A 21730-nucleotide genomic window follows, 5' to 3' on the forward strand; every position below is an offset into this window, starting at 1 on the left:
AAATGGAACTTACACCTCAACAGTCTGCTAGTTTATCTAGAGATGTTTACGCCTTAAGCAAGATTGACAGGCTGGATCGTGCGATAGAGGTTTTGAATGTAAGGTATAAAAATCAAATCCGGTTTTTCGAAACCAATATGCTGAAAGGCAAGACCGGCGGGCCAGGTTTTATCAAAGTAAGAACAGCGTTCGGGTTTTTGCTCGTCGGCCAAGAAGCATTCCAGGGGCATGCTTTTATTTTGTTTCGCGGCACACAATATCTCGCTGACTGGCTGACAAATCTAAATATAACCTTGTCCTCTTCCGCAAGGGGCCAACCGGTTCATGATGGCTTCAAAAAGTCATTTCAGTCGATGTTGCCGCAGATACAAGACTTTGTTGCCACACTACCTTCCGGCACTTTTGTGCATTGCCTGGGACATAGCCTCGGGGGCGCACTGGCAACACTTGCTGCTGAATGGATTAAAGCCAACACCATACACCAACCGAAGCTGTATACCTTCGGCAGCCCAAGAGTGGGCTTGATCGGTTTCTCAGAAAACTGTACTCAGTTGCTCAACGACAAGAATATGTACCGAGCCTATCATCGTACGGATATTGTCCCATGTATCCCGATATGGCCCTTTGTACATACCCCGAGTACTGACAGGGAATATTTCCTACCATCTCCAGGGTTGATTCCGTGGGCGACATATCACGATATGGATCTGTATGTGGATTCGGTAAGCAAAAAAAGCTGGTCTGAAATTCATGCAATGCGTCCGGCTGCCCGTACCGATAGCGGCGTCGAAGCCTGGCTGCGATCCAAGGCCGCAATCGGACAGACGATGTCTGCAATTGAATGGTTGAACGATGCCATTATCTACGTGGTGAAAAAGTGCATGGAGTTCGCAGGGCGCGTAATCAATTTTACTGCCACCACCTATTTCACTCTAATGGACCAGTTGGCCATGGTGCTGAATAGCGGCGTAAAACTGCTCGTCGGCTCGGTGAGCCTGGTGGCGCTGCTAGTCAAGAAAATCATGCAGTTCCTTGGCCTCAAGCCCATTCTTGAATCCGCCAGTATCACACACGACTTTCTGCGTAACCTACTGTTAAAGCTATCATCCCGGGTTAACGAAATCAGTAAGCAGGCCCTGAGTGCGACGCTGGCTGAAGGGCGCGGTATTTAGCGATTAGGGGTGCACCGCGCCAAACAAAAAAGGGGCCTTGCGGCCCCGAAAAGAAAAGCACTGGGGATGGGTCTTTGGAAAAATCAGTAGTCGTAGGCGTCTGCCGCAGGCTCTGATTTTTTCTCTTCGGGTTTGTCGGCCACCATCACTTCGGTGGTGAGCATCAGGCCCGCGATGGAGCCCGCGTTCTGCAGCGCAGAGCGGGTGACTTTGGCGGGATCGATGATGCCGAACTCCAGCATATCGCCGTAGTCTCCGGTCTGGGCGTTGTAGCCGAAATTGGTGCTCGCGTTAGAGCGAACCTTGTTCAGCACCACGCTACCTTCGACACCGGCGTTGGCGATGATCTGGCGGAAAGGCTCTTCCATCGCACGCAGGGCGATATTGATACCAACCTGCTGATCGTCGTTGGCACCTTTGAGGCCGTTCTTGCGCAGGCTGTCGGCAACCCGCACCAGGGTCAGACCACCGCCGGCCACAATGCCTTCTTCCACAGCCGCGCGGGTCGCATGGAAGGCGTCGTCCACCAGGTCTTTCTTCTCCTTCATTTCCACTTCGGTGGCGGCGCCGACCTTGATCACCGCAACACCGCCGGCCAGCTTGGCCACGCGCTCCTGCAGTTTTTCCTTGTCGTAGTCGGACGTGGAGTTTTCGATTTCCGCGCGGATCTGTTTCACGCGGCCATCGATTGCGGATTTTTCTCCCGCGCCGTCCACCACTACGGTGTTGTCTTTACTGATCACCACGCGTTTGGCGCTACCCAGTTGCTCCAGTTCGACCTTCTCGAGGGTGAGGCCGACTTCTTCGGAGATCACCGTACCGCCAGTAAGGATGGCGATATCCTCCAGCATGGCCTTGCGGCGGTCACCGAAGCCCGGCGCTTTTACCGCAGCCACCTTGATGGTGCCGCGCAGGCTGTTGACCACCAGGGTGGCCAGGGCTTCGCCTTCGATGTCTTCGGCAATCAGCACCAGTGGGCGGCCGGCCTTGGCCACAGACTCCAGCAGCGGTACCAGGTCGCGGATATTGCTGATCTTTTTGTCGAACAGCAGGATGTACGGATTATCCAGTTCCGCCTGCATCTTTTCCTGGTTGGTGACGAAGTACGGAGACAGGTAGCCGCGATCGAATTGCATACCCTCCACGACTTCCAGTTCGTTCTGCAGGGACTTGCCCTCTTCCACGGTAATCACACCGTCGCGGCCGACTTTTTCCATGGCCTCGGCGATGATCTGGCCGATGTCCTCGTTCCAGTTGGCGGACACGGTGCCCACCTGGCCAATGGACTTGGTGTCGTCACAAGGTTTGGCCAGTTTCGCTAGCTCTTCCACGGCGGCCTTCACCGCGGTGTCGATACCGCGTTTCAGGTCCATGGGGTTCATGCCGGCGGCGATGGACTTGTGCCCCTCGCGCACTAGTGCCTGGGCCAGCACGGTTGCAGTGGTGGTGCCGTCACCGGCCACGTCGGCAGTTTTTGAGGCCACCTCCTTCACCATTTGTGCGCCCATATTCTGGAACTTGTCCTTGAGCTCAATTTCTTTGGCTACAGACACACCATCTTTGGTCACGCGCGGTGCGCCGAAGCTTTTGCTCAGCACCACGTTGCGGCCCTTGGGACCCAGTGTGGCTTTTACCGCGTCGGCGAGAATGTTTACGCCCGCCAGCATGCGTTCGCGGGCATCGTCAGAAAACTTGACTACCTTGGCGCTCATGCGGCTTTCTCCTGTTGTTTATCTTCCACTTGTTGCAGTACAGCGAGAATGTCGGATTCTTTCACGATTAAATAGGTCTCGCCGTCGTGTTTGATTTCGGTGCCAGCGTACTGGCCGAACAGGACACGGTCTCCCACTTTAACGGCCAAGGGGCGTAGCTCACCGTTGTCCAACGGTGCTCCGTCACCAGCGGCAATCACTTCTCCCTGGGTGGGCTTTTCGGCAGCCTTGTCCGGAATAACGATGCCACCTTTGGTGGTGGTTTCTGCGGCAAGGCGTTTCACAACCACCCGGTCGTAGAGCGGTTTGATACTCATCGGATTTCCTCCCAATAAGCATTTGGATGTTTCAATGGTTAATGGTTGGTTGCCGGGAAGGGAGTGCCCTTCCGACAAAGCCGAAAATAGGAGCGTTGAAAGGTTTTTCAAGGGGGCCAAAAACTAATTTTTTATAAAAAATTTTTATAAAAAAACGAGGTAAAAAAATAGAAGCGGGATAACGGCAGATTTATATTTACAGTGAAGAATAGAAAAAGGAGGAGCTGATGCCATCCGTATCGCAAACCACCTTTGAGCAGACACTTGCAGAATTTTTTCGCCAGCGCCTGCAGGACGGGGCCGACGATCTGGATCCGCGCCCCCAGGAAGAAACCCTCTGGTACCTGGGCAGCCTGCTGGCGCGCTTCGGCGACAGTGGCCAGGTGTTCAGTTACGACAGCGGCGAAATGTCGGTGCGACCACTGGCACTGTTGTATCGCGACGCAATTGAGGTGGACAGTCATTACCACCGCTGCCTGATCCTGCGCCAGCTCGGCGATCTGGCCCTGTTTATGGGGGCCCTCTTCCCGGACAACTATTCCAGACGGGGGATTAGTCGGGACTATTTTATCGGCATGGGCGGTGGTGCTTACGACTACCTCGGGGAGAATGCCCGCAACAACCGGCGGGTATTCAGCGAACTGGCCGAGCGCTTTGCGCGCTTACTGGAGCTGGTGGCGAGAGTGTGCGGGCGCGCCCGGGAGATGGATGCGACGGATATTCTGCAGTTGTTCCAGCGCTGGCGGGAAACCAACGATCCGCAACTGGCGGCGCAGTTGCGCAGATTGGGTGTGGTGCTGCCGGAGGTGGGAGGGATGCATTGAGGCCGATCACGGCCTCAATTCTAGGCGAATAAGCTACCCTATCAGGGCAGCGGCCGGGTGCGCCCGCGATCGTCGATGGCAACAAAGACGAATTCACCCTCGGTGACTTTCACCTGTTCACCTGTATCCACCCGGGTCAGCCAGACTTCCACCATGGTTTTAATGGACGATCGTCCTACTTCTACTGCTTCCGCGTAGCAGCTCACGGTGGAGCCGACGGTTACCGGGCGCAGGAAAACCATGCTGCCAACGGCGACGGTGGTCACGCGGCCGCGGGCGATGCTCTGGGCGAGGATGGCACCGGCCACATCCATCTGCGACATCAGCCAGCCGGCAAAAACATCACCCTGGGGGTTGGTGTCCTTGGGCATGGACTGGGTCTGGAGGGTCAGGGTACCGCTGGGTTGCGGTTCTTCATCAATGGCGGACATCGCGGGTGCTCACAAATTCTTAGATTTATTGGCCCGGCGGTGCATTCACCGTCACCTTGGCCGGGTGGCGCATTCTAGCACAATCTGGGTACTAATTAGCCAGAGCGTAGAGGGCAAATTCTGCGCCGCTGACGGTATTTTCTGCTGGTTGAGTCTACCCGAGCCGGATGTCACTACGACGTCAGGTAGCCTGGGAGCCAGGTCGCCAGCGCCGGCCACAGGGCCAGCAGACACATCACCAGCAGCTGAATCGCGATAAACGGTACCGCGCCTCGGTAAATTGCCCCTGTTGCCACTTCCGCCGGCGCCACGCCGCGCAGGTAAAACAGCGCGAAGCCGAAAGGCGGGGTGAGGAACGAGGTCTGCAGGTTCAGGGCGATCATGACGCCCAGCCATACCGGATCCAGCCCCATGGCCAGCAGTACCGGGCCGACAATCGGTACCACCACAAAGGTGATCTCGATAAAGTCGAGGATAAAGCCCAGCAGGAAGATCACCAGCATCACCAGCAGGGTGGCGCCAACCACGCCACCGGGCAGGCTTTCAAAGAAGTGGGTAACCACTTCCTCACCGCCAAAGCCACGGAATACCAGCGAGAACAGCGAGGCGCCGATCAGGATGGCAAACACCATGGCGGTGACCTGCAGGGTGCTCTGCCCGACCTCGCTGGCCCGCGCCCAGTTCAGGGCACCGCGGCCCCACGCCAGTATGCCGGCTCCCAGCGCGCCGACGGCGGCGGCTTCAGTCGGTGTGGCGGCGCCGGTGATGATGGAGCCGAGTACCAGCAGCATCAGTGCGATGGGCGGGAACAGGCTTTTCAGGGTCTGCAGCAGCTCTACTTCCTCCCGCTTGTCGCGGGAAACGCCAGGTTCGCGGCGGGCGATAAACAGCAGGTAGAGAATGTAGGCCGCCACCAGCAGCAGGCCGGGAATGATCGCGCCCATAAACAGGTCGCCTACACTCACCGGTTTGGGGTTGAAAATCCCCTGGCTCAACTGCGCCTGCTGGTAGGCGTTGGACAGGGTATCCCCCAGCAGCACCAGGGCAATCGACGGCGGAATAATCTGGCCCAGGGTACCCGTCGCACAGATGGTGCCGGTGGCCAGTTTGGGGGAATAGCCGCGGTTTAGCATGGTGGGCAGGGACATCAGGCCCATGGTTACCACGGTGGCGCCGACAATACCGGTGCTGGCGGCGAGCAGCGCGCCAACCACCACCACGGAGACCGCCATGCCCGCGGGGATTCCGGAAAAGACCCGCGCCAGATTGACCAGCAGCTCCTCGGCGATCCGCGCTCTCTCCAGCATCACGCCCATCAAAACGAACAGCGGCACCGCCATCAGGGTGCCGTTCTGCATAATGCCGTAGAGCCGGTCCGGGAACGCCTTCAGCAGTTCCGCGTCGAAGATGCCGCCGACAATGCCGAGGCCAGCGGCGAGCAGCGCGGTGCCGCCCAGGGTAAAGGCCACCGGGTAGCCGAGCATCAGTGCGGCGCATACCGCCAGGAACATCAGCAGTGGGATCAGCTCGATCATGCGCCCACCTCCGAAGCCGAACCCGGGGTCGCTTCCCGCACCAGCGGGCGGGGTTGTGACTCGGCCCCCTTGCGAACAGGTGCGTGAGTGGCGGGTTGAGAGGATAGGCTCCCGTCGCTGCCGGCCTCCACCTGCATCAGGGTATTTAATGCCCGCGCAAACTGACTCAATCCCTGCACGGCGAGGGTGGCGGCGGCCAGGGGAATCAGGCTTTTCAGCAGGTAGACACCGCCGAGGCCATCGGCGCTGTTACTGGTCTCGCTCACCGCCCAGCTGCTGGCGGCAAACTGCCAGCTGCCGTAGCCGATAAACACACACAGCGGCAGCAGAAAGATCAGGCAGCCCACCGCATCGACCCAGGCTTTCCCCCGCGCGCTGAGCGTGCGATAGATTACATCCACCCGCACGTGGGCGTTGGCCTGCAGGGCGTAGGCGAGACCGAGCATAAACGCGGCGCCGTGCAGATAGGCCACCGTGTCCTGCAGGGCCAGGGAGCCGCCGTCGAATCCGTAGCGCAGGGCCACGACAAGACTCTGGATCAGCACCATGGCCAGGGTAAACCAGCCGAGTAGCCGCCCGCAGTTGCTGGCAAAGCGGTCCAGGGCACCGGCGGTGCGTAGTAGAAACTTCATGGGAGGTCTCTCAAACCATCTTTATTGTTCTGTTATCAATGGGGGGAGCGTACCTGCTGGTCAGAAATTGCGCCAGTTGCGATGCTCGGAATGAACTGACCGCGTGAGGTTTGCTGGTCATAAACTGCGCTGCATTCTGTAATCTGTTTGTAACTTTTCATTCATAGAATCGTCACCAGTTCGAAATAGCATGCGCGGCGTGCAGAGACTACAGACTAATTCTCGACCAATTCGCGACCATTTCTGGAGAAATCATGAACAACCGTTCTGCGAACAAAAAAGTACTGGCCTCGGCCCTGGCGGCCCTGACCATCGCGGCGTCCAACGCTGCCCTGGCGGCGCGCGATCATATCAGCATCGTGGGCTCGTCCACTGTTTATCCGTTCACTACCGTGGTTGCCGAGCGCTTCAGCCGCGCTACCCAGTTCAAGACCCCGGTTGTTGAATCCACCGGTACCGGCGGCGGCATGAAGCTGTTCTGTCAGGGCGTGGGCGAGAGCACCGCGGATATCACTGGCGCTTCCCGTCGCATCAAACAGTCCGAGCTGGACATGTGTAACGATAACGGCGTGGATGTGGTAGAAGTACAGATCGGCTTCGACGGCATCGTGCTGGCCAACGCCAAGACTTCCAAGCCGTTTGAACTGACCCGCAAGGACATTTTCCTGGCCCTGGCCAAAGACGTACCGAACCCGGATGGCTCTCAAACACTGGTTGAGAACCCCTACAAAACCTGGAAAGACGTAAATCCGACCCTGCCGGCGACCAAAATCGAAGTGCTGGGTCCGCCCCCGACTTCCGGTACCCGCGACGCCTTCGCCGAGCTGGCAATGGAAGGTGGCTGTAAGAAGTTCGACTGGATCGCGGCCAAGAAGTCTTCCGACAAGAATGCCTATAAAGCGATCTGCCACAATGTGCGCGAAGATGGCGCCTACGTGGAAGCCGGTGAGAACGACAACCTGATCGTTAACAAGCTGGTTGCCAGCCCCAATGCCCTGGGCATCTTTGGCTTCAGCTTCCTCGACCAGAACGCGGACAAGGTGCAGGGTTCCGTGATCGAAGGTCAGGAGCCTACCTTTGAGTCCATCGCCGATAACAGCTACCCGGTCTCCCGCCCGCTGTTCGTGTATGTAAAGAAAGCCCACGTGGACGTGGTGCCCGGCATCAAACAGTTCCTGGCGGAACTCACCAATGATCGCGCCTGGGGCGAAGAAGGCTATCTGGCCGACAAAGGCATGATCCCGCTGCCCGACGCCAAGCGTCAGCAGGTTGCCACCAATGTGCGTAAGCTGAACGCACTGGGTAATCTGGCTGCTAAATAAGAACCCGCTACACAGGTAGATGGATTTACCGGCCAAGCCCCTTTCTGAAACGGGGGCTTGGCCGTTTACGTATATACGGCGTTGTTTTTATTCTCATGGAATTACGGCCCCAACTACGGATAATGGCCGGCGTTTTAATCCAATACAGATAACCGAGCGAATCGATGCAGACCCCCACTCTCTTCGCACTGCTGTTGCTGTTGGTTCTGGTGGCTTACGGTACCGGCTTTAGCCGCGCCATCGCCGCCGCCCGCAGTCGCGGTGGTGTGCGCAGTCTCGCCTCCCTGCCCAATTACTATGGGGTGCATACCGCACTCTGGTGCGGCCTGCCGGCCCTGGTGATTTTGGGGTTCTGGCTATTGTTTGACGACGCCATCATCCGCACCCTCGTGATGGGTGGTATTGCCGATAAGCCGGAGTCCATTTCTGGTCAGAATTTGCTCTACGCGCAGATTCAGAATCTGGCCGCGGGCAACCTGATTGGGGGTACCACCCCGCAGATCCAGGCGGCCGCGGATCATCTGCTCAGCCTGCGCGAGCGCGGCCAGTGGCTACAGACCACAATTACCCTGATTCTGGCGGCGGGCCTTGGTGCATATACTCTGCTGCGTATTTCACCGGAACTGCGTGCGCGCGAGAAGGTGGAAAAGGTCTTGCGCATAATATTGCTGGCCTGTGCCTCCGCTGCCATTTTCACCACCGTCGGCATCCTGATGTCGGTGCTGTTCGAATCCCTGCGTTTTTTCCAGTCGGTTCCGGTGACCGAATTCCTGTTTGGCCTGCACTGGAGCCCGCAAATGGCACTGCGCGCGGACCAGGTCGGCTCCAGCGGCGCCTTCGGTGCGGTGCCGCTGTTTACCGGTACCCTGATGGTGTCTGCCATCGCCATGTTTGTGGCGGTACCAGTGGGATTGATGTCCGCCATTTATCTGGCGGAATACGCCGGCAACAAGGTGCGTGCCTTTGCCAAGCCGCTGATCGAAATTCTCGCCGGTGTCCCCACGGTGGTGTACGGCTTCTTCGCCGCGCTTACCGTGGCACCCTTCGTGCGCGAAGTGGCCCAGTCCGTAGGGTTGGAGGCCTCCAGTGAGAGCGCCCTGGCCGCCGGTCTGGTGATGGGGGTAATGATTATTCCGTTCGTGTCGTCGCTCTCTGATGACGTGATCAACGCGGTGCCCCAGTCCCTGCGCGACGGCGCTCTCGGACTCGGTTCCACCAAATCCGAAACCGTGCGCAAAGTGGTGATCCCTGCCGCGCTGCCCGGCATTGTCGGTGGTGTTCTACTGGCAGTATCCCGCGCGATCGGCGAGACCATGATTGTGGTGATGGCCGCGGGTCTGGCTGCCAATCTCACCGCCAATCCGCTGGAGTCGGTGACCACGGTAACGGTGCAGATCGTGACCCTGCTGGTGGGCGACCAGGAATTTGATAGTCCCAAGACCCTCGCCGCGTTTGCCCTCGGCCTGATGCTGTTTATCAGCACCCTGATTCTGAACTTTATCGCCCTGCACGTAGTGAAAAAATACCGGGAACAGTATGACTGATCTGACTCAATCCAACTTGACCCAGAAGCAGGTCCGCGAGCGTATCGAAGCGCGGCTCGCCAGTCGTCACCGCAAGGAAAAAATCTTCCGTGGTTTTGGCATCGCGAGTATCGCCTTTGGCGTGCTTGCGGTACTGGTGCTGTTCACCGATATCATCAGCAAGGGCAGCAGTGCCTTTGTGCAGACGGATATCCAGCTGCAGGTGACCTACGACCCGGCCGCCCTCGGCATCGAAACCGTGGACGACGAAAGCCTGGCCTGGGCCAACTTTGATGCGGTGATTCGCAATGCCCTGCGCGAGCGCTTCCCGGAAGTAACCGGCCGTCGCGACAAGCGCGAGCTCTACTCGCTGGTATCCAATGGTGCCGGCTTTGAACTGCGCGAGCGTCTGCAGGAAAACCCGCAGCTGCTGGGCAAAACCGAAACCCTGTGGTTTAACGCCGATGACGATGTGGACACCTATGTAAAGAGTCTGTCCAAATCCAAAGAGGGTTTCCTCGGCCGCACCTCCGAGCAGAAAGCGGAATGGATTCTGGCGCTGCGCGAAAGCGGTGAGCTGGAAAAGCGCTTCAACACCACCTTCTTTACCAATGGTGACTCCCGCGAACCGGAACAGGCGGGTATCCGCGCGGCATTGGTCGGCTCGCTGTTTACCCTGCTGGTTACCCTGGCGTTGTCCTTCCCCATCGGTGTTGCCGCAGCTATTTACCTGGAGGAGTTTGCCCCCAAGAACCGCTGGACCGACTTGATCGAGGTGAATATCAACAACCTCGCCGCGGTACCGTCCATCGTGTTCGGTTTGCTGGGCCTGGCGATCTTTATCAACTTCTTCGAACTGCCGCGCTCGGCGCCGCTGGTGGGTGGCCTGGTGCTGACGTTGATGACGTTACCGACGATCATTATTTCGAGCCGCGCCTCGCTCAAGTCCGTGCCGCCTTCCATTCGCGAGGCGGCCATGGGCATGGGTGCCTCGCGCATGCAGGTGGTACTGCACCACGTACTGCCGCTGGCCATGCCCGGCATGCTCACCGGTGCGATTATCGGTATGGCCCAGGCCCTGGGTGAAACCGCACCGCTGCTGATGATCGGTATGGTGGCGTTTATCGTCGATGTGCCCCACGGCATTACCGATCCGTCCACCGTATTGCCGGTACAGATTTTCCTGTGGGCCGACAGTCCCGAGCGCGCCTTTGTGGAGCGCACCTCCGCCGCGATCATGGTACTGCTGGCAGTCCTGATCACCATGAACACCTGCGCAGTGTGGCTGCGTAAAAAACTTGAACGCCGCTGGTAACGCGCCCCGTTACCTGTGAATGCTAAGATAGCGAATCGAGAAAGAGCCATGAGTACCATGACCCTGAACGCCGGCGAAGCTGTACCGGCGCAGAAAGAAGCCACCCAACCGGTAGCGGAGCCCTCTTCAGTGAAAAACCCGGAAGTGAAAAGCAGAGCGGCTAATCCCAATAGCCAAGTGGACGGTACCGTCGGATCGCCGTTTTGCGACGACGCCAAGCTGCGCATGCGCAACGTGAATGTGTTTTACAGCGAGACTCAGGCGATTCACGATGTGAGCCTGGATATCGGCCGCAACCAGGTGGTGGCCATGATCGGCCCATCCGGCTGTGGTAAATCCACTTTCCTGCGCTGCCTCAACCGCATGAACGACACCATTGAGGGCTGTCGCGTGGAAGGCGAACTGAGCCTGGACGGCGAGGCCATCTACGGCCCCAAGGTGGACGTGGTGCCCCTGCGCGCCCGTGTCGGCATGGTGTTCCAGAAGCCGAACCCCTTCCCCAAATCCATTTACGACAACGTCGCCTACGGCCCCAAGATTCACGGCATCGCCAGCCGCCGCGCGGAACTGGATGAAATCGTGGAAAACAGCCTGCGTCGCGCCGGCCTGTGGAACGAAGTGAAGGATCGCCTGGACAAGCCCGGCACCGGCCTCTCTGGCGGTCAGCAGCAGCGCCTGTGTATCGCCCGCGCCATTGCCGTGAGCCCGGAAGTGATCCTGATGGACGAACCCTGCTCGGCGCTGGATCCCATTGCCACCGCCCGCATCGAGGAGTTGATCGACGAACTGCGCGAGAACTACACCATCGCCATCGTCACCCACTCCATGCAGCAGGCCGCGCGGGTCAGCCAGCGCACCGCCTACTTCCACCTCGGCAAGCTGGTGGAAGTGAATGACACCGAGACCGTGTTCACCAATCCCGAACACGATCTCACCGAAGCCTACATTACCGGCCGTTTCGGCTAAGGTTGGGGGGAGCCCACAAAACGCTATGGATATGCATTTCGATCAACACATCTCCCGCCAGTTCAACGAAGATCTTGAAAGCCTCAAGACGGAAATGCTGGAAATGGGTGGCCTGGTGACCCGTCAGGTAGCCGATGCCGTAGAAGCCCTCGCAAACGCCGACAGTGAGCTGGCGGAAAAGGTTTTGCAGGTGGAAGAGGAAATCGACCGCTGCGAAATGGAAGTGGACGAGCACGCGACCCTGATTATCGCCAAGCGCCAGCCGGCGGCGTCTGACCTGCGTATGGTGATGTCGGTAATCCGCATCGCCCGCGACCTGGAGCGCGTCGGTGACGAGGCCAGCAAGATCGCCAAGATGGCCATCGCCCTGACCGACGAAGGCACCGCCCCGCGCGGCTACACCGAGATCCGCCATATCGCCAACGCCGTACGCAAGATGCTCAATGACGCGCTGGACGCCTACACCCGCTTCGACGTCAAATCCGCCATGGAAACCCTGGCCAAAGACGAGCAGGTGGATATGGACTACCGCAGCGCAATCCGCGAGATGGTCACCTATATGATGGAAGACCCGCGCAGTATTTCCCGGGTGATGAATGTGCTGTGGACCCTGCGTTCGCTGGAACGTATTGGCGATCACGCAAAGAATATCTGCGAACAGGTGGTTTACCTGGTAAAGGGTGCCGATATTCGCCACGGCAATGAAAAAAATATGCGATAACAGCGCGCTGTAATCAACGGCAAGTTCGGATTGCTTGTATTAATTCCAGATTACATTTAATTACACCCTGAATAAAAATGGCCGAAATTGCGGCCATTTTTTTCACCTGAACTTTAGTGCCATTTTTAATTGAGAATCGCTTACAGGAATTAATCGCTTGTTTGGTAATGCCAAAGCGTAAAGAGTTAATCCCCTGCCTTACCGAAGCTCGCGTTAACACGCAATATTCCGTAATTTTTCTAAAACGAAATACATTCAGCTTCGGTTCAGTTCCCCAGCGACAAAATACCCTGGCGGCTGTAGTTAAACTACCGAATTCAAATTGTATTTGAGACGTCCGTCGCAATTAATTCTTTTCGTTGCACTTAAATTTTCCTGCACTTAGAATCCGCGCCGAATTTGTCCGGGTGCCTTATTGGCTGGTCTTTGAGAGAGGGATCAAACGGGCAAATCAAACGGGTACCAAAGTACAGATGTAAATTAAACAGGGAACACTTCTATGAAGTTCAAGTTTGCAGCACTTCCTCTGATGCTGGTTTCTGCGGTTGCTTCCGCGGAGCAATATAATTCTTTTACCGACGCTGAATACGAGAGCCGTGATAATGGCGTGGCGGACATTGATACACTGAGCTTTGACTCCAAGTATTACTTCGGCACGCTGGAGACTCTGGGCCCGCGCAAGGAATTCAATTACATTCTGCCGGTTTCCAATATTTACGGTGGTTTTGACTACGTAGATTATGACGGCGGTGATAGCGACAGTCTGAATGTTGGCGGTGAGTACTTCACCGGCCAGTGGAAAGTATTCGGTGAGGTGCAAGATAACGAATTCCGTGACGCTTACAGCGCTGGTGCGGGCTTCCTGTTTACTCCGAACTTCCTCGCTGAAGTGGAAGCAGTAAAAATTGAAGATACCGATACAGTTCTGTTTGCTCGCGCTCAGTACAACCATCAGCTAAGCGGCAATGATTACATCGGCTTTACCGCGCAGGTGGACGATGAGTTCGATTCTCGCGCAGTATCTGCAAAATATTTCACCGCTCTTTCGGGCGGCCAGTACTTGACCACCGAACTCTCGCTGATCGATATTGATGGTCAAGACCTGTTTTGGGGTGGTGAGGCTGAATTCTATTTCAACGAAAACACCTCCATCGGCGCGGGTTATAACGAAGCGGAAAACTACGAGTTTAACGCTACCCACTTCTTCAATCGCAATGTTGCGGCCAAAGTTTCCTATGGCTCCAGCCGCGATAATGACGATCTGGATGTATTCAGCCTGGGCGTAACCGTTCAGCTGTAATTTCCTCAAGGAAATTATCCAAAAAAAAGCGGGCGAAGAAATTCGCCCGCTTTTTTGCGTCTGGGGTCTGGTAAAAAATCAGCCCTTGTTGCTGAGCGCCTGCACCCGCGCCTGCGCCTTGGTGGCAATATCGCCGGAAGACTGGGCGGCGATCTGGTACTGGCTCAGTGCATTTTTGGTATTGCCCTGCTGCTCGTATACCTGGCCCAGGTAATAGTGTGCGTGGGGGGTGTCCAGATAGCTGGTGGAACGCTGCAGATCCCGCTCGGCGGCGGTGTAGTTCTTCAGTTGCGCATTGAGCATGCCGCGCATCAGCCAGTTGGAAAACAGCGTCGGGTTTTTCTGCACCGCGGTTTCGTAGGATTGCAGAGCCGACTGGTACTGCTTTTTCTGCGCGAGCAAATCCCCTTCCAGCGCGTAAAAGGCCGCTTCTTTCGGCTGTTGCTTCTGTGCTTGACGGGTCAGGGTCAGGGCGCGGTCGTACTCTTTCTTTTGAACGGCGGCCACCGCGTTGTCGTAACTTTTATACGCGTCTGCATCTTTCTTCAACTGGGCAATGGCGCGCTGGTATTCGTTGCGGTTGGTGACGCCGCCACCCAGCTTCTTCGCGTGTTCAATATTCGCATCGACGCGGGATTGTGACGGCGGGTGGCTGGCGAAGAGTGCGTCGAGGCCGCCGGACTGTTTGCCCTTGGAGAGCTCCACGAATTTCTTCTGTAGCCCCACCGCACCCTGCGGGTCGTAGCCGGCGGCCACCATATATTTCATACCGTATTCATCTGACTCCAGCTCGTTGTCGCGGCCGTACTTGGCGATATACGCGGAGCCGCCAAACTGGCTGCCCAGGGAAATCAGATCGCCGTAACCGGTGTTCTGGGTAGTGGCACCGAGAATGGCAATACCCGCACCGAGGATCTGTTGCTGGGACATGGCGGCGGCGGAGTGGCGGGCGGCGGCGTGAACGATTTCGTGGCCGAGGACCGCGGCCAATTCGGCTTCATCTTCCAGCAACACCAGCAGGCCGCGGTTGATGGCGATCTTGCCACCGGGCAGGGCCCAGGCGTTGGGAGTGGAGTTGTTCAGCACCACAAACTCGTAGGGCAGGTTTGGCTGATCGGAAACCTTCGCCAGCTTCTGGCCTACACGGCTGACATAGCTCTGCAGGGCCGGGTCGACCAGGTATTCACCGCCCTGGGTCTGCTGGGCCTTGGGGTATTGCTGCTCGCCCAGCGCCACTTCCTGGCCCTGGGACATCAGTGACAGCTCTTTCTTGCCGGTCACCGGGTTGACCGCACAGCCAGCGATACCGCCGGTCAGAGAAGCGGCAATAGCGGTGGCCAGCAGGCGGTTTGAGATTGAACGCGGAAACATGATCCTCTCCCTGTATAATGCGCTTCGCAAATTTTATCGCCGAATATTGTACACAGTCCGGAGAGAGAGGTTATGACGACCGCACTGCAGATTATCGAATTGTTTGCCGGTACCAACCCTGACGGGGAGCCGGTGGTCGAGCGCATGCAGGTGCGGGTCAATGAGGACGACAGCGTGCAGCTGGTGCGCTCTCCGGCGTTTATCAAGGGCATCGCCAGCGGCGACACCATCAAGGTGAACCGGGAAGATCCGGAGAAGCCCAGCTTCGAGCTGGTCAAGCGCTCCGGCAACCTGGCGGTGCGTATCTTCTGCCGCGAAGACAGCACCAAGCTCTCCGATCAACTGACCCCGCAGCTGGAAAAGCTCGGTGGTGAGCTGGATCTGGAAAGCCCACGCCTGCTGGTGTACAGCATCCATGTAAGCTGTGGTTTCGCCGAGATCGAGCAAATTCTCAACAGTGTCTGTGACGGTGCCAACAGTGTCTGGTACTACGGCAATGTGTACGATCCGGTGGATGGCCAGACGCCACTCAACTGGTGGCAGGACATTTTGAAGCCAGAATAATCCGACGCCCTCTCACCACCGTCATTCCGGCGTAGGCCGGAATCCAGCACTCCGGACTCTGGATCCCGGCATGATGCGCCGGGATGACGCAAGTCATTGACCGCTTTCGAGTTCCCCTATGCTTATCGTTATCTCCCCCGCAAAAACCCTCGATTTTGATAGTGAAATCCCCGCACTGGACACCACCCAGCCGGATTTTCTCAAGGAGTCCGCGGCGCTGATCAAGGAGCTGAAGGCCCTGAGTCCGCAGGATATCTCGAGTCTGATGAAGATCTCGGACAAGCTGGGGGTTCTGAACTACGACCGCTTCCACAGCTGGAAGCGCCCGTTCACCGACAACAATGCCCGCCCTGCCCTGCTCGCTTTCAAGGGCGATGTGTATACCGGACTCGAAGCGGAAACCCTGGGCAAGCGGGATTTTGCCTTTGCGCAAAAGCACCTGCGCATGCTTTCCGGCCTCTACGGCCTGCTGCGCCCCCTGGACTTGATGCAGCCCTATCGGCTGGAGATGGGCACTAAGTTTGCCAACAGCGGCGGCAAGAACCTGTATGAATTCTGGGATGGCAAGATTACCGAGGCCCTGAATACTCAGCTGCAGGCACTCAAGAGCAAGGAGCTGGTGAACCTGGCCTCCAACGAGTACTTCAAATCCGTGCAGAAAAAGAAACTGCAGGGGGAAATTATTACCCCGCATTTCAAGGACTGGAAAAACGGCCAGTACAAGATGATCAGTTTCTTCGCCAAAAAAGCCCGCGGCATGATGAGCCGCTGGGCCATCGACAACCGGGTAAAGAGGGCCGAGCAGCTGAAAGACTTTGATGTTGCCGGTTACACTTTCAGCGAAGAGCATTCCCATGGCAACGACTGGGTGTTCCTGCGCGACGAACAGCCGGCCTGACGAGGGCGGCAGGACAGCATGACGGATAGCGAACTACCAGACGCGCCCTCCACCGCGCGCAATCGCGAACCCATTTGCGACCAGCTGCAACGCCTGCTGGCCGCAAGCGGTCATGTGCTGGAAATCGGCAGTGGCACCGGCCAGCACGCGGTGTACTTCGCCCCGCGCCTGCCCCATCTCACCTGGCAGACCTCCGAGCGCCCGCAGAACCTGCACGAGGTGCAGGCCTGGCTCGGCAACCGCCCCGCGGCCAACCTGCCGGTACCGGTTGCGCTCGATGTGACCGGCGACTGGCCCGAATTGCGGGTGGACACGGTGTTTACCGCCAATACACTGCATATTATGCCGGCCGTCGCAGTGGACACGTTTTTCCATAAACTGCCGCGGGTATTGCAGCCCGGTGGTCAGTTAATCGTATACGGCCCGGTGAAAATCGCCGGCGAGTATATTGGTCCCGGCAATGCGGGTTTTGATGTGTGGCTGAAAGAGCAGGACCCACTGCGCGGGATTCGCGATCTGGAGTGGCTGGATCAGCTGGCGGCAGCCCAGGGGCTGCAGCGAATCGAAAACAATTACCTGCCTGCCAACAACCAGTTGTTGGTGTGGCAAATGAGTGAGAACCGCACTTTGTAGGACCCTGCAGGGAGGCTCCTACAGCGGGCGTTAAAAACGAACAATCGCAGGACAAGGAAACATCACTATGCCCCCATGGTTAGAAACCGCCCTCGCTATCTTCGCCGCTGTTGCTGCCGTGTTTTTCTTCGGTAAATATCGCGAATACGCTGCTGCATTGCACGAATCCGAGCGCATGAAGCACAAGCTGTCCAAGGACCTGGACCGCTACCGGGATGTACCCCAGCTGCGTGCCCTGCGCGACGGGCTTTTGGGCGAACGCAATCTGCCGGTGGATGACGAGGGCCGCGAACATATCCTGATCCGCGACAGCGCGCGCAAGCTGGTGCATATCACCGTGGAAAAGCGCAAATCGGAGGGGGTATCCCCGGATGCTCCAGTGCAGTACACCGCCGCGGGAGAGTCCCGGCAGCTGCAAGAGCTGGAGTAATCGTTGAAGTCTTTCCATGCTGGAAACGAAAAAGCCCCTCTCGGGGCTTTTTTTATAGCAGTCAGTTTTGTAGCCGTCAGCTAGTGGCGGTGCTGGCCTGGGTGAGCTTCTGCCGGGGGAAATTCAGGGTAAAGGTACTGCCGCGGCCGGGTACACTGGTTACGTTCATGTTGGCGCTGTGGCGTAACAGCACATGCTTGACGATCGCCAGACCCAGACCGGTGCCGCCGCTCTCGCGGGAGCGACCGGCGTCCACCCGGTAAAAGCGCTCCGTCAGACGCGGAATATGCACCGGGTCGATACCGATACCGGAATCCTTCACCGAAAAATGCCCACCGCTGGCATCCATGCGCCAGCGCAGTTCAATCGGTCCGCCATCCGGGCTGTACTTCACCGCATTAAACGCCAGGTTGGCAAAGGCGCTGTGCAGCTCACCGGCGTCCCCGGTAATCGTGCAGTCCTCATCGCAGGCCACAGAAATCTCATGCCGCTCACCGCTCAGTGAGCGGGCTTCGCCAGCCACCCGTTCCATCAGCTCGCGCACCGACACCCGGTCGCGCCCACTGTCGCGCTCGGATGTCTCCAGCCGCGCCAGCAACAGCAGATCGTTTACCAGACCGGTCATACGCACCGTCTGCTCACTCATCTGCCCCAGGGGCCTGTCCCAATTGCGCGGCGCCTGGCCACTCATCTGCAGCGTCTCCAGGTAACCCGCGATCACCGTCAGCGGTGTGCGCAGCTCGTGAGAAACATTCGCCACAAAATCCCGCCGCATCTGCTCCAGGTTATGCAGCCGGGTAATATCCCGCACAATCACCAGCGCTTCATCCTGACCGAAGCGCGTAACTTCCACCTGCAGAATCCGCGAATCATCCCCCGGCGCCGGCAGCGTAATCGGCTGCTGATTCGCCCGCTTGCCGCCGCTCATTCGCTCGTACATATGCTCGACAAAACGCGGGTCGCGCACAAAGTTGACCAACGGCTGGCCCGCATCGTCCGGCTGTAAACGCAACATTTGCCCGGCGGCAGGGTTCCACCACGCCAGATTGCCATCGTCCTCCAGCGCCACAATACCCTCGCGCAATGCACTGGTACTGTCCTGCACCCGCCGCAGCATCGCGTGGAGCTTCTGCTTCTCTTTGCGGTGGCGGCGCTGCATGCGGTAGAAATCGTCGGTGATATCCCCCCACACACCAAAATTCGTCGGCGCCGGGCCGCGGCGGCCGTTGGCGAGCCAGCGGTCAAATTGATTTTGTTGCCACAGCAACCAGAAAACATAGGCGGCAAGACCAGCGCACAGCGCCAGCCACCAGTGGCCGCTGGCAAAACCGAGAATGGTGGTGCCGAGGGCGATAATGATAAAGCGGGAAAACTCGCCAATACTGCGATCGAGCATGATGGTTTGGCCATCTTGTTTCAGGTAGGTAAACCCGGTAATAGGAAAAACTACCGAGGTTCTAAGCGAAGGTCGAGTGCCGGGTAGGCGTTTTTGAAAGCGTCGGCGACAGGGATGTCGCCGACGCAGCGTACAGGGAAGTATTCACAGCGGTTTAGCTGAGCACATCCGTGTGCTCAGCCCTACGGGCAGCTAAAGCTGCTGAAAATTGTTCCCGACAATTTTTTCAAAAACTTTTACCTGGTGCTCGGCCGCCACAGGACTCGCTACGGAGCCCTCTACAATTCTTGGGTGTAGGTTACACCCTTTCCGCGGTCTGTACAGAAAAGCGGTAGCCGGTGCCGCGCACGGTCTGGATGTAGCGCTCGTGGCCATCCACCGTCAGGGCCTTGCGCAGGCGACGGATGTGAACATCCACGGTGCGCTCTTCCACATACACGTTGCCACCCCACACATGGTCCAGCAACTGGGTGCGGGTATAAGCGCGCTCCTGATGGCTCAGGAAAAACGTCAGCAGGCGGAACTCGGTTGGACCCATATCCACCGGATTGCCATTGATCGTCACCCGGTGGCTGATCGGATCCAGCACCAGGCCACCCGCCGTCAGCGGCTCCTCCGGCGTGCTCGGGCCCGCGCGGCGCAACACCGCCTTCAGGCGTGCAACCAGCTCGCGCGGTGAAAACGGCTTGGTAATGTAATCGTCCGCACCGGTCTCCAGACCCTTGATCTTGTGATCTTCCTCACCCTTGGCAGTGAGCATGATGATCGGCAGAGAAGAAGTCAGCTCATCCCGCTTCAGGCGACGGGCCAACTCAACCCCGGAAACATCCGGCAGCATCCAGTCCAGCAGAATCAGATCCGGTTTCTCATCAATGACCAGCGCGTGGGCCGCCTGGGCATTTTCCGCCTCAAGACAACGGTAATCCGCCATCTCCAGTGCTACCCGTAACATATCCCGCACCGGGGCTTCGTCGTCGACTATGAGGATCGTCTTGCTGTGCATCTGCCTGCCATACCCTAACTGAAGTGATTGTCATTTAACTGACTATTCTAGAGTGGCCATTTAACGTCACTTTAGTGACAAAAATATGACAGCCGTACGGGAAGCGCGGCTTGCGGGTCGGTGTCTGCGCTTAATTCCACAGGTAGTGGGAAAATATGCCTGCAAACAGCGCCATACCCACCCAATTATTGTTCAGGAATGCCCTGAAGCAGGCTTCTCGTTGCCGTGCGCGAATCAGCCACTGCTGGTAGCAAAACAGCCCGGCAGCTACCGCAACACCGCCGTAATACAGGGGGCCCATATCCGCGCGCCCTCCCAGCATCAACAGAGCCAGGATCACCATGCCCTGCAGGCAGCCGGTCATCACCCGGTCCATGTCGCCGAACAGGATGGCAGTGGACTTCACCCCGATCTTCAGGTCGTCGTCCCGGTCCACCATGGCATAAAAGGTATCGTAGGCCACGGTCCACAGCAGGTTGGCGGTAAACAGCACCCAGGCCACCGCCGGTACCTCATCGGTGACCGCGGCAAATGCCATGGGGATTCCCATACTGAACGCCGCACCCAGCACCACCTGGGGCAGATGGGTGTAGCGTTTGGCAAAGGGATAACAGAAGGCCAGCGCCAGCGCCGGCAGCGACAGCAGAATGGTCAGCTTGTTGGTGGTGAGCACCAGTAAAAATGCCAGCAGCATCAGGCCGGCGAACAGCATCAGTGCGCCTTTCGGGGTGGCGGCGCCGGTGGCGAGGGGGCGCTGGTTGGTGCGCTTTACGTGGCCGTCGATGTTGCGGTCGGCGAAGTCGTTGATGGCACAGCCGGCGGCGCGGGTGAGAATCACACCCAGGGTAAACACTACAAACAGGTGCAGCCCCGGCCAGCCCTTTGCGGCAATCCACAGCGCGGCCCAGGTGGGCCAGAGCAACAGCAGCGAGCCGATGGGCCTGTCCAGCCGGGCCAGTTGCCAATAGGGCTGGATACTGGGCCAGTGCTGCGCGAAGCGCTGCTGGACTTGTTGGCGAATGGCTTGCATGGCAGTTCCCGTATTCTTCCTGTCTCTTCAGATCATTGGCGGTTTGTGGGGATTGAACCCGCTGAGGAAGGTCTCTGCAACCAGCAGGGGTTTGTCGTGCAGCCAGAAGGTGGAGCGGCGGCCCCAGGCGTGGGTTTCGCTCTGGTCCAGTTCCGCCAGCTGGCACTGGGAATTGCGCTTTAGCTGATTGAGGACGATGGGGCCACGGCGGATGTCCGGCTGGCTGAACAGGAGTTCGCCGAGGGGGCGGTTGTCGAGGCTGCGCAGGTAGCGGGATTTGCCGGCGAGGGTGCGCTCGGGAAGGACGCTGCGGGCGTAAACCCAGGGCTGGGTGTCGCTGCCGTAGAGCAGGACTTCGCGGATCAGGGCGCGGTTGCGCTCTTTGAGGTTGAGGGCGCGGCGCTCTTCGAGGTTGGGTGTGTGCCAGCCCTGGTTGAGTATTTGTACGCTAAACTCGCCGTGGCTCAGGTGTTTGAGGGCGGCGGTGAGGGACCCTTTGTGTTGCAGCCAGGGCAGGAGGTGGTCCGGCGGGGTGTGGCCGTGCAAGCTTTCGAGGGGTTGTGGGTGCCAGTCGCCGATGGCCTCAAAGGGGGAGTGGTACAACGCAGACTCCGCGCGGGGTTATGCTGGTTTGA

At 58.2% G+C, this 21730-nt stretch carries 22 protein-coding genes; 12 read left to right on the forward strand and 10 right to left on the reverse strand.

The window, feature by feature from the left end; genetic code table 11:
• Window positions 1-2 precede the first annotated feature (2 nt).
• Complete coding sequence (locus tag ACYX4K_RS15390; RefSeq protein ID WP_475091266.1) at window positions 3-1172, forward strand: lipase family protein; 1170 nt, start codon at window positions 3-5, stop codon at window positions 1170-1172.
• Window positions 1173-1255: 83 nt separating this feature from the next.
• Here the strand turns inward: ACYX4K_RS15390 and groL are convergent, their stop codons facing one another.
• A complete protein-coding gene (groL, locus tag ACYX4K_RS15395) occupies window positions 1256-2884 on the reverse strand; it encodes a chaperonin GroEL (RefSeq protein ID WP_475091265.1) in 1629 nt (542 codons plus the stop codon).
• On the reverse strand, window positions 2881-3201 hold the full coding sequence (gene groES / locus ACYX4K_RS15400) for a co-chaperone GroES (protein ID WP_475091264.1): 321 nt from the start codon (window positions 3199-3201) through the stop codon (window positions 2881-2883). The genes groL and groES overlap by 4 nt, the downstream gene beginning before the upstream one ends.
• A gap of 227 nt (window positions 3202-3428) precedes the next feature.
• Between groES and ACYX4K_RS15405 the strand changes: the two genes are divergently transcribed.
• On the forward strand, window positions 3429-4025 hold the full coding sequence (locus ACYX4K_RS15405; RefSeq protein WP_475091263.1) for a hypothetical protein: 597 nt from the start codon (window positions 3429-3431) through the stop codon (window positions 4023-4025).
• Window positions 4026-4066: 41 nt separating this feature from the next.
• Here ACYX4K_RS15405 and ACYX4K_RS15410 read toward each other — a convergent pair whose 3' ends face one another.
• From ACYX4K_RS15410 to ACYX4K_RS15420, 3 genes are all read right to left on the reverse strand, one after another.
• Entirely contained in the window at window positions 4067-4456 is a 390-nt protein-coding gene (locus tag ACYX4K_RS15410; protein WP_475091262.1) for an acyl-CoA thioesterase, read from the reverse strand.
• A 173-nt stretch (window positions 4457-4629) separates the two neighbouring features.
• Entirely contained in the window at window positions 4630-5991 is a 1362-nt protein-coding gene (locus ACYX4K_RS15415; RefSeq protein ID WP_475091261.1) for a TRAP transporter large permease, read from the reverse strand.
• On the reverse strand, window positions 5988-6623 hold the full coding sequence (locus ACYX4K_RS15420) for a TRAP transporter small permease subunit (RefSeq protein WP_475091260.1): 636 nt from the start codon (window positions 6621-6623) through the stop codon (window positions 5988-5990). The genes ACYX4K_RS15415 and ACYX4K_RS15420 overlap by 4 nt, the downstream gene beginning before the upstream one ends.
• 254 nt (window positions 6624-6877) lie before the next feature.
• Between ACYX4K_RS15420 and ACYX4K_RS15425 the strand changes: the two genes are divergently transcribed.
• From ACYX4K_RS15425 to ACYX4K_RS15450, 6 genes are all read left to right on the forward strand, one after another.
• Window positions 6878-7945 (forward strand): PstS family phosphate ABC transporter substrate-binding protein, encoded by a 1068-nt coding sequence (locus tag ACYX4K_RS15425; RefSeq protein ID WP_475091259.1) that lies wholly within the window; start codon window positions 6878-6880, stop codon window positions 7943-7945.
• A 164-nt stretch (window positions 7946-8109) separates the two neighbouring features.
• A complete protein-coding gene (gene pstC, locus ACYX4K_RS15430) occupies window positions 8110-9489 on the forward strand; it encodes a phosphate ABC transporter permease subunit PstC (RefSeq protein WP_475091258.1) in 1380 nt (459 codons plus the stop codon).
• On the forward strand, window positions 9482-10783 hold the full coding sequence (pstA, locus tag ACYX4K_RS15435) for a phosphate ABC transporter permease PstA (RefSeq protein WP_475091257.1): 1302 nt from the start codon (window positions 9482-9484) through the stop codon (window positions 10781-10783). Before pstC ends, pstA begins: the two co-directional genes overlap by 8 nt.
• A 225-nt stretch (window positions 10784-11008) precedes the next feature.
• Entirely contained in the window at window positions 11009-11749 is a 741-nt protein-coding gene (gene pstB / locus ACYX4K_RS15440; protein WP_475093904.1) for a phosphate ABC transporter ATP-binding protein PstB, read from the forward strand.
• A gap of 25 nt (window positions 11750-11774) precedes the next feature.
• Entirely contained in the window at window positions 11775-12470 is a 696-nt protein-coding gene (gene phoU, locus ACYX4K_RS15445; RefSeq protein WP_475091256.1) for a phosphate signaling complex protein PhoU, read from the forward strand.
• A gap of 499 nt (window positions 12471-12969) precedes the next feature.
• Complete coding sequence (locus ACYX4K_RS15450) at window positions 12970-13770, forward strand: putative porin (RefSeq protein ID WP_475091255.1); 801 nt, start codon at window positions 12970-12972, stop codon at window positions 13768-13770.
• 78 nt (window positions 13771-13848) lie between these two features.
• On the opposite strand, the gene ACYX4K_RS15455 is transcribed toward ACYX4K_RS15450, so the two are convergent.
• Window positions 13849-15141, reverse strand: coding sequence for a M48 family metalloprotease (locus ACYX4K_RS15455; protein WP_475091254.1), 1293 nt, complete (start codon window positions 15139-15141; stop codon window positions 13849-13851).
• 72 nt (window positions 15142-15213) lie between these two features.
• On the opposite strand from ACYX4K_RS15455, the gene ACYX4K_RS15460 reads away from it, so the two are divergent.
• The 4 genes from ACYX4K_RS15460 to ACYX4K_RS15475 all read left to right on the forward strand — a co-directional run bounded on the left by ACYX4K_RS15460 (window position 15214) and on the right by ACYX4K_RS15475 (window position 17666).
• Complete coding sequence (locus ACYX4K_RS15460) at window positions 15214-15705, forward strand: DUF4265 domain-containing protein (protein WP_475091253.1); 492 nt, start codon at window positions 15214-15216, stop codon at window positions 15703-15705.
• Between the two features lie 118 nt (window positions 15706-15823).
• A complete protein-coding gene (gene yaaA, locus ACYX4K_RS15465; RefSeq protein WP_475091252.1) occupies window positions 15824-16603 on the forward strand; it encodes a peroxide stress protein YaaA in 780 nt (259 codons plus the stop codon).
• An 18-nt stretch (window positions 16604-16621) separates the two neighbouring features.
• Window positions 16622-17236 carry a DUF938 domain-containing protein gene (locus ACYX4K_RS15470; protein WP_475091251.1) on the forward strand — a complete coding sequence of 205 codons (615 nt, stop codon included), beginning with the start codon at window positions 16622-16624 and terminating at the stop codon, window positions 17234-17236.
• Between the two features lie 67 nt (window positions 17237-17303).
• A complete protein-coding gene (locus ACYX4K_RS15475; protein ID WP_475091250.1) occupies window positions 17304-17666 on the forward strand; it encodes a hypothetical protein in 363 nt (120 codons plus the stop codon).
• Between the two features lie 76 nt (window positions 17667-17742).
• Here ACYX4K_RS15475 and phoR read toward each other — a convergent pair whose 3' ends face one another.
• The 4 genes from phoR to ACYX4K_RS15495 all read right to left on the reverse strand — a co-directional run bounded on the left by phoR (window position 17743) and on the right by ACYX4K_RS15495 (window position 21698).
• Window positions 17743-19062 carry a phosphate regulon sensor histidine kinase PhoR gene (gene phoR, locus ACYX4K_RS15480; protein ID WP_475091249.1) on the reverse strand — a complete coding sequence of 440 codons (1320 nt, stop codon included), beginning with the start codon at window positions 19060-19062 and terminating at the stop codon, window positions 17743-17745.
• A gap of 298 nt (window positions 19063-19360) precedes the next feature.
• The gene (phoB, locus tag ACYX4K_RS15485) at window positions 19361-20065 is read right to left on the reverse strand and encodes a phosphate regulon transcriptional regulator PhoB (protein ID WP_043319916.1); all 705 of its coding nucleotides are present in this window, start codon (window positions 20063-20065) and stop codon (window positions 19361-19363) included.
• Between the two features lie 130 nt (window positions 20066-20195).
• Window positions 20196-21095: a 4-hydroxybenzoate octaprenyltransferase gene (gene ubiA / locus ACYX4K_RS15490; protein ID WP_475091248.1), complete on the reverse strand. Its 900-nt coding sequence runs from the start codon at window positions 21093-21095 to the stop codon at window positions 20196-20198.
• A gap of 27 nt (window positions 21096-21122) precedes the next feature.
• Window positions 21123-21698, reverse strand: a complete 576-nt coding sequence (locus ACYX4K_RS15495) for a chorismate--pyruvate lyase family protein (RefSeq protein ID WP_475091247.1) — start codon at window positions 21696-21698, stop codon at window positions 21123-21125.
• Window positions 21699-21730 lie beyond the last annotated feature (32 nt).

The organism is Microbulbifer sp. ABF4_107 (assembly GCF_056312215.1).

Bases quoted from the DNA above. Each gene is read 5' to 3' on its own strand.
- ACYX4K_RS15390 (WP_475091266.1), top strand. From the start codon at position 3: ATGGAACTTACACCTCAACAGTCTGCTAGTTTATCTAGAGATGTTTAC.
- groL (WP_475091265.1), bottom strand. From the start codon at position 2,884: ATGAGCGCCAAGGTAGTCAAGTTTTCTGACGATGCCCGCGAACGCATG.
- groES (WP_475091264.1), bottom strand. From the start codon at position 3,201: ATGAGTATCAAACCGCTCTACGACCGGGTGGTTGTGAAACGCCTTGCC.
- ACYX4K_RS15405 (WP_475091263.1), top strand. From the start codon at position 3,429: ATGCCATCCGTATCGCAAACCACCTTTGAGCAGACACTTGCAGAATTT.
- ACYX4K_RS15410 (WP_475091262.1), bottom strand. From the start codon at position 4,456: ATGTCCGCCATTGATGAAGAACCGCAACCCAGCGGTACCCTGACCCTC.
- ACYX4K_RS15415 (WP_475091261.1), bottom strand. From the start codon at position 5,991: ATGATCGAGCTGATCCCACTGCTGATGTTCCTGGCGGTATGCGCCGCA.
- ACYX4K_RS15420 (WP_475091260.1), bottom strand. From the start codon at position 6,623: ATGAAGTTTCTACTACGCACCGCCGGTGCCCTGGACCGCTTTGCCAGC.
- ACYX4K_RS15425 (WP_475091259.1), top strand. From the start codon at position 6,878: ATGAACAACCGTTCTGCGAACAAAAAAGTACTGGCCTCGGCCCTGGCG.
- pstC (WP_475091258.1), top strand. From the start codon at position 8,110: ATGCAGACCCCCACTCTCTTCGCACTGCTGTTGCTGTTGGTTCTGGTG.
- pstA (WP_475091257.1), top strand. From the start codon at position 9,482: ATGACTGATCTGACTCAATCCAACTTGACCCAGAAGCAGGTCCGCGAG.
- pstB (WP_475093904.1), top strand. From the start codon at position 11,009: ATGCGCAACGTGAATGTGTTTTACAGCGAGACTCAGGCGATTCACGAT.
- phoU (WP_475091256.1), top strand. From the start codon at position 11,775: ATGGATATGCATTTCGATCAACACATCTCCCGCCAGTTCAACGAAGAT.
- ACYX4K_RS15450 (WP_475091255.1), top strand. From the start codon at position 12,970: ATGAAGTTCAAGTTTGCAGCACTTCCTCTGATGCTGGTTTCTGCGGTT.
- ACYX4K_RS15455 (WP_475091254.1), bottom strand. From the start codon at position 15,141: ATGTTTCCGCGTTCAATCTCAAACCGCCTGCTGGCCACCGCTATTGCC.
- ACYX4K_RS15460 (WP_475091253.1), top strand. From the start codon at position 15,214: ATGACGACCGCACTGCAGATTATCGAATTGTTTGCCGGTACCAACCCT.
- yaaA (WP_475091252.1), top strand. From the start codon at position 15,824: ATGCTTATCGTTATCTCCCCCGCAAAAACCCTCGATTTTGATAGTGAA.
- ACYX4K_RS15470 (WP_475091251.1), top strand. From the start codon at position 16,622: ATGACGGATAGCGAACTACCAGACGCGCCCTCCACCGCGCGCAATCGC.
- ACYX4K_RS15475 (WP_475091250.1), top strand. From the start codon at position 17,304: ATGCCCCCATGGTTAGAAACCGCCCTCGCTATCTTCGCCGCTGTTGCT.
- phoR (WP_475091249.1), bottom strand. From the start codon at position 19,062: ATGCTCGATCGCAGTATTGGCGAGTTTTCCCGCTTTATCATTATCGCC.
- phoB (WP_043319916.1), bottom strand. From the start codon at position 20,065: ATGCACAGCAAGACGATCCTCATAGTCGACGACGAAGCCCCGGTGCGG.
- ubiA (WP_475091248.1), bottom strand. From the start codon at position 21,095: ATGCAAGCCATTCGCCAACAAGTCCAGCAGCGCTTCGCGCAGCACTGG.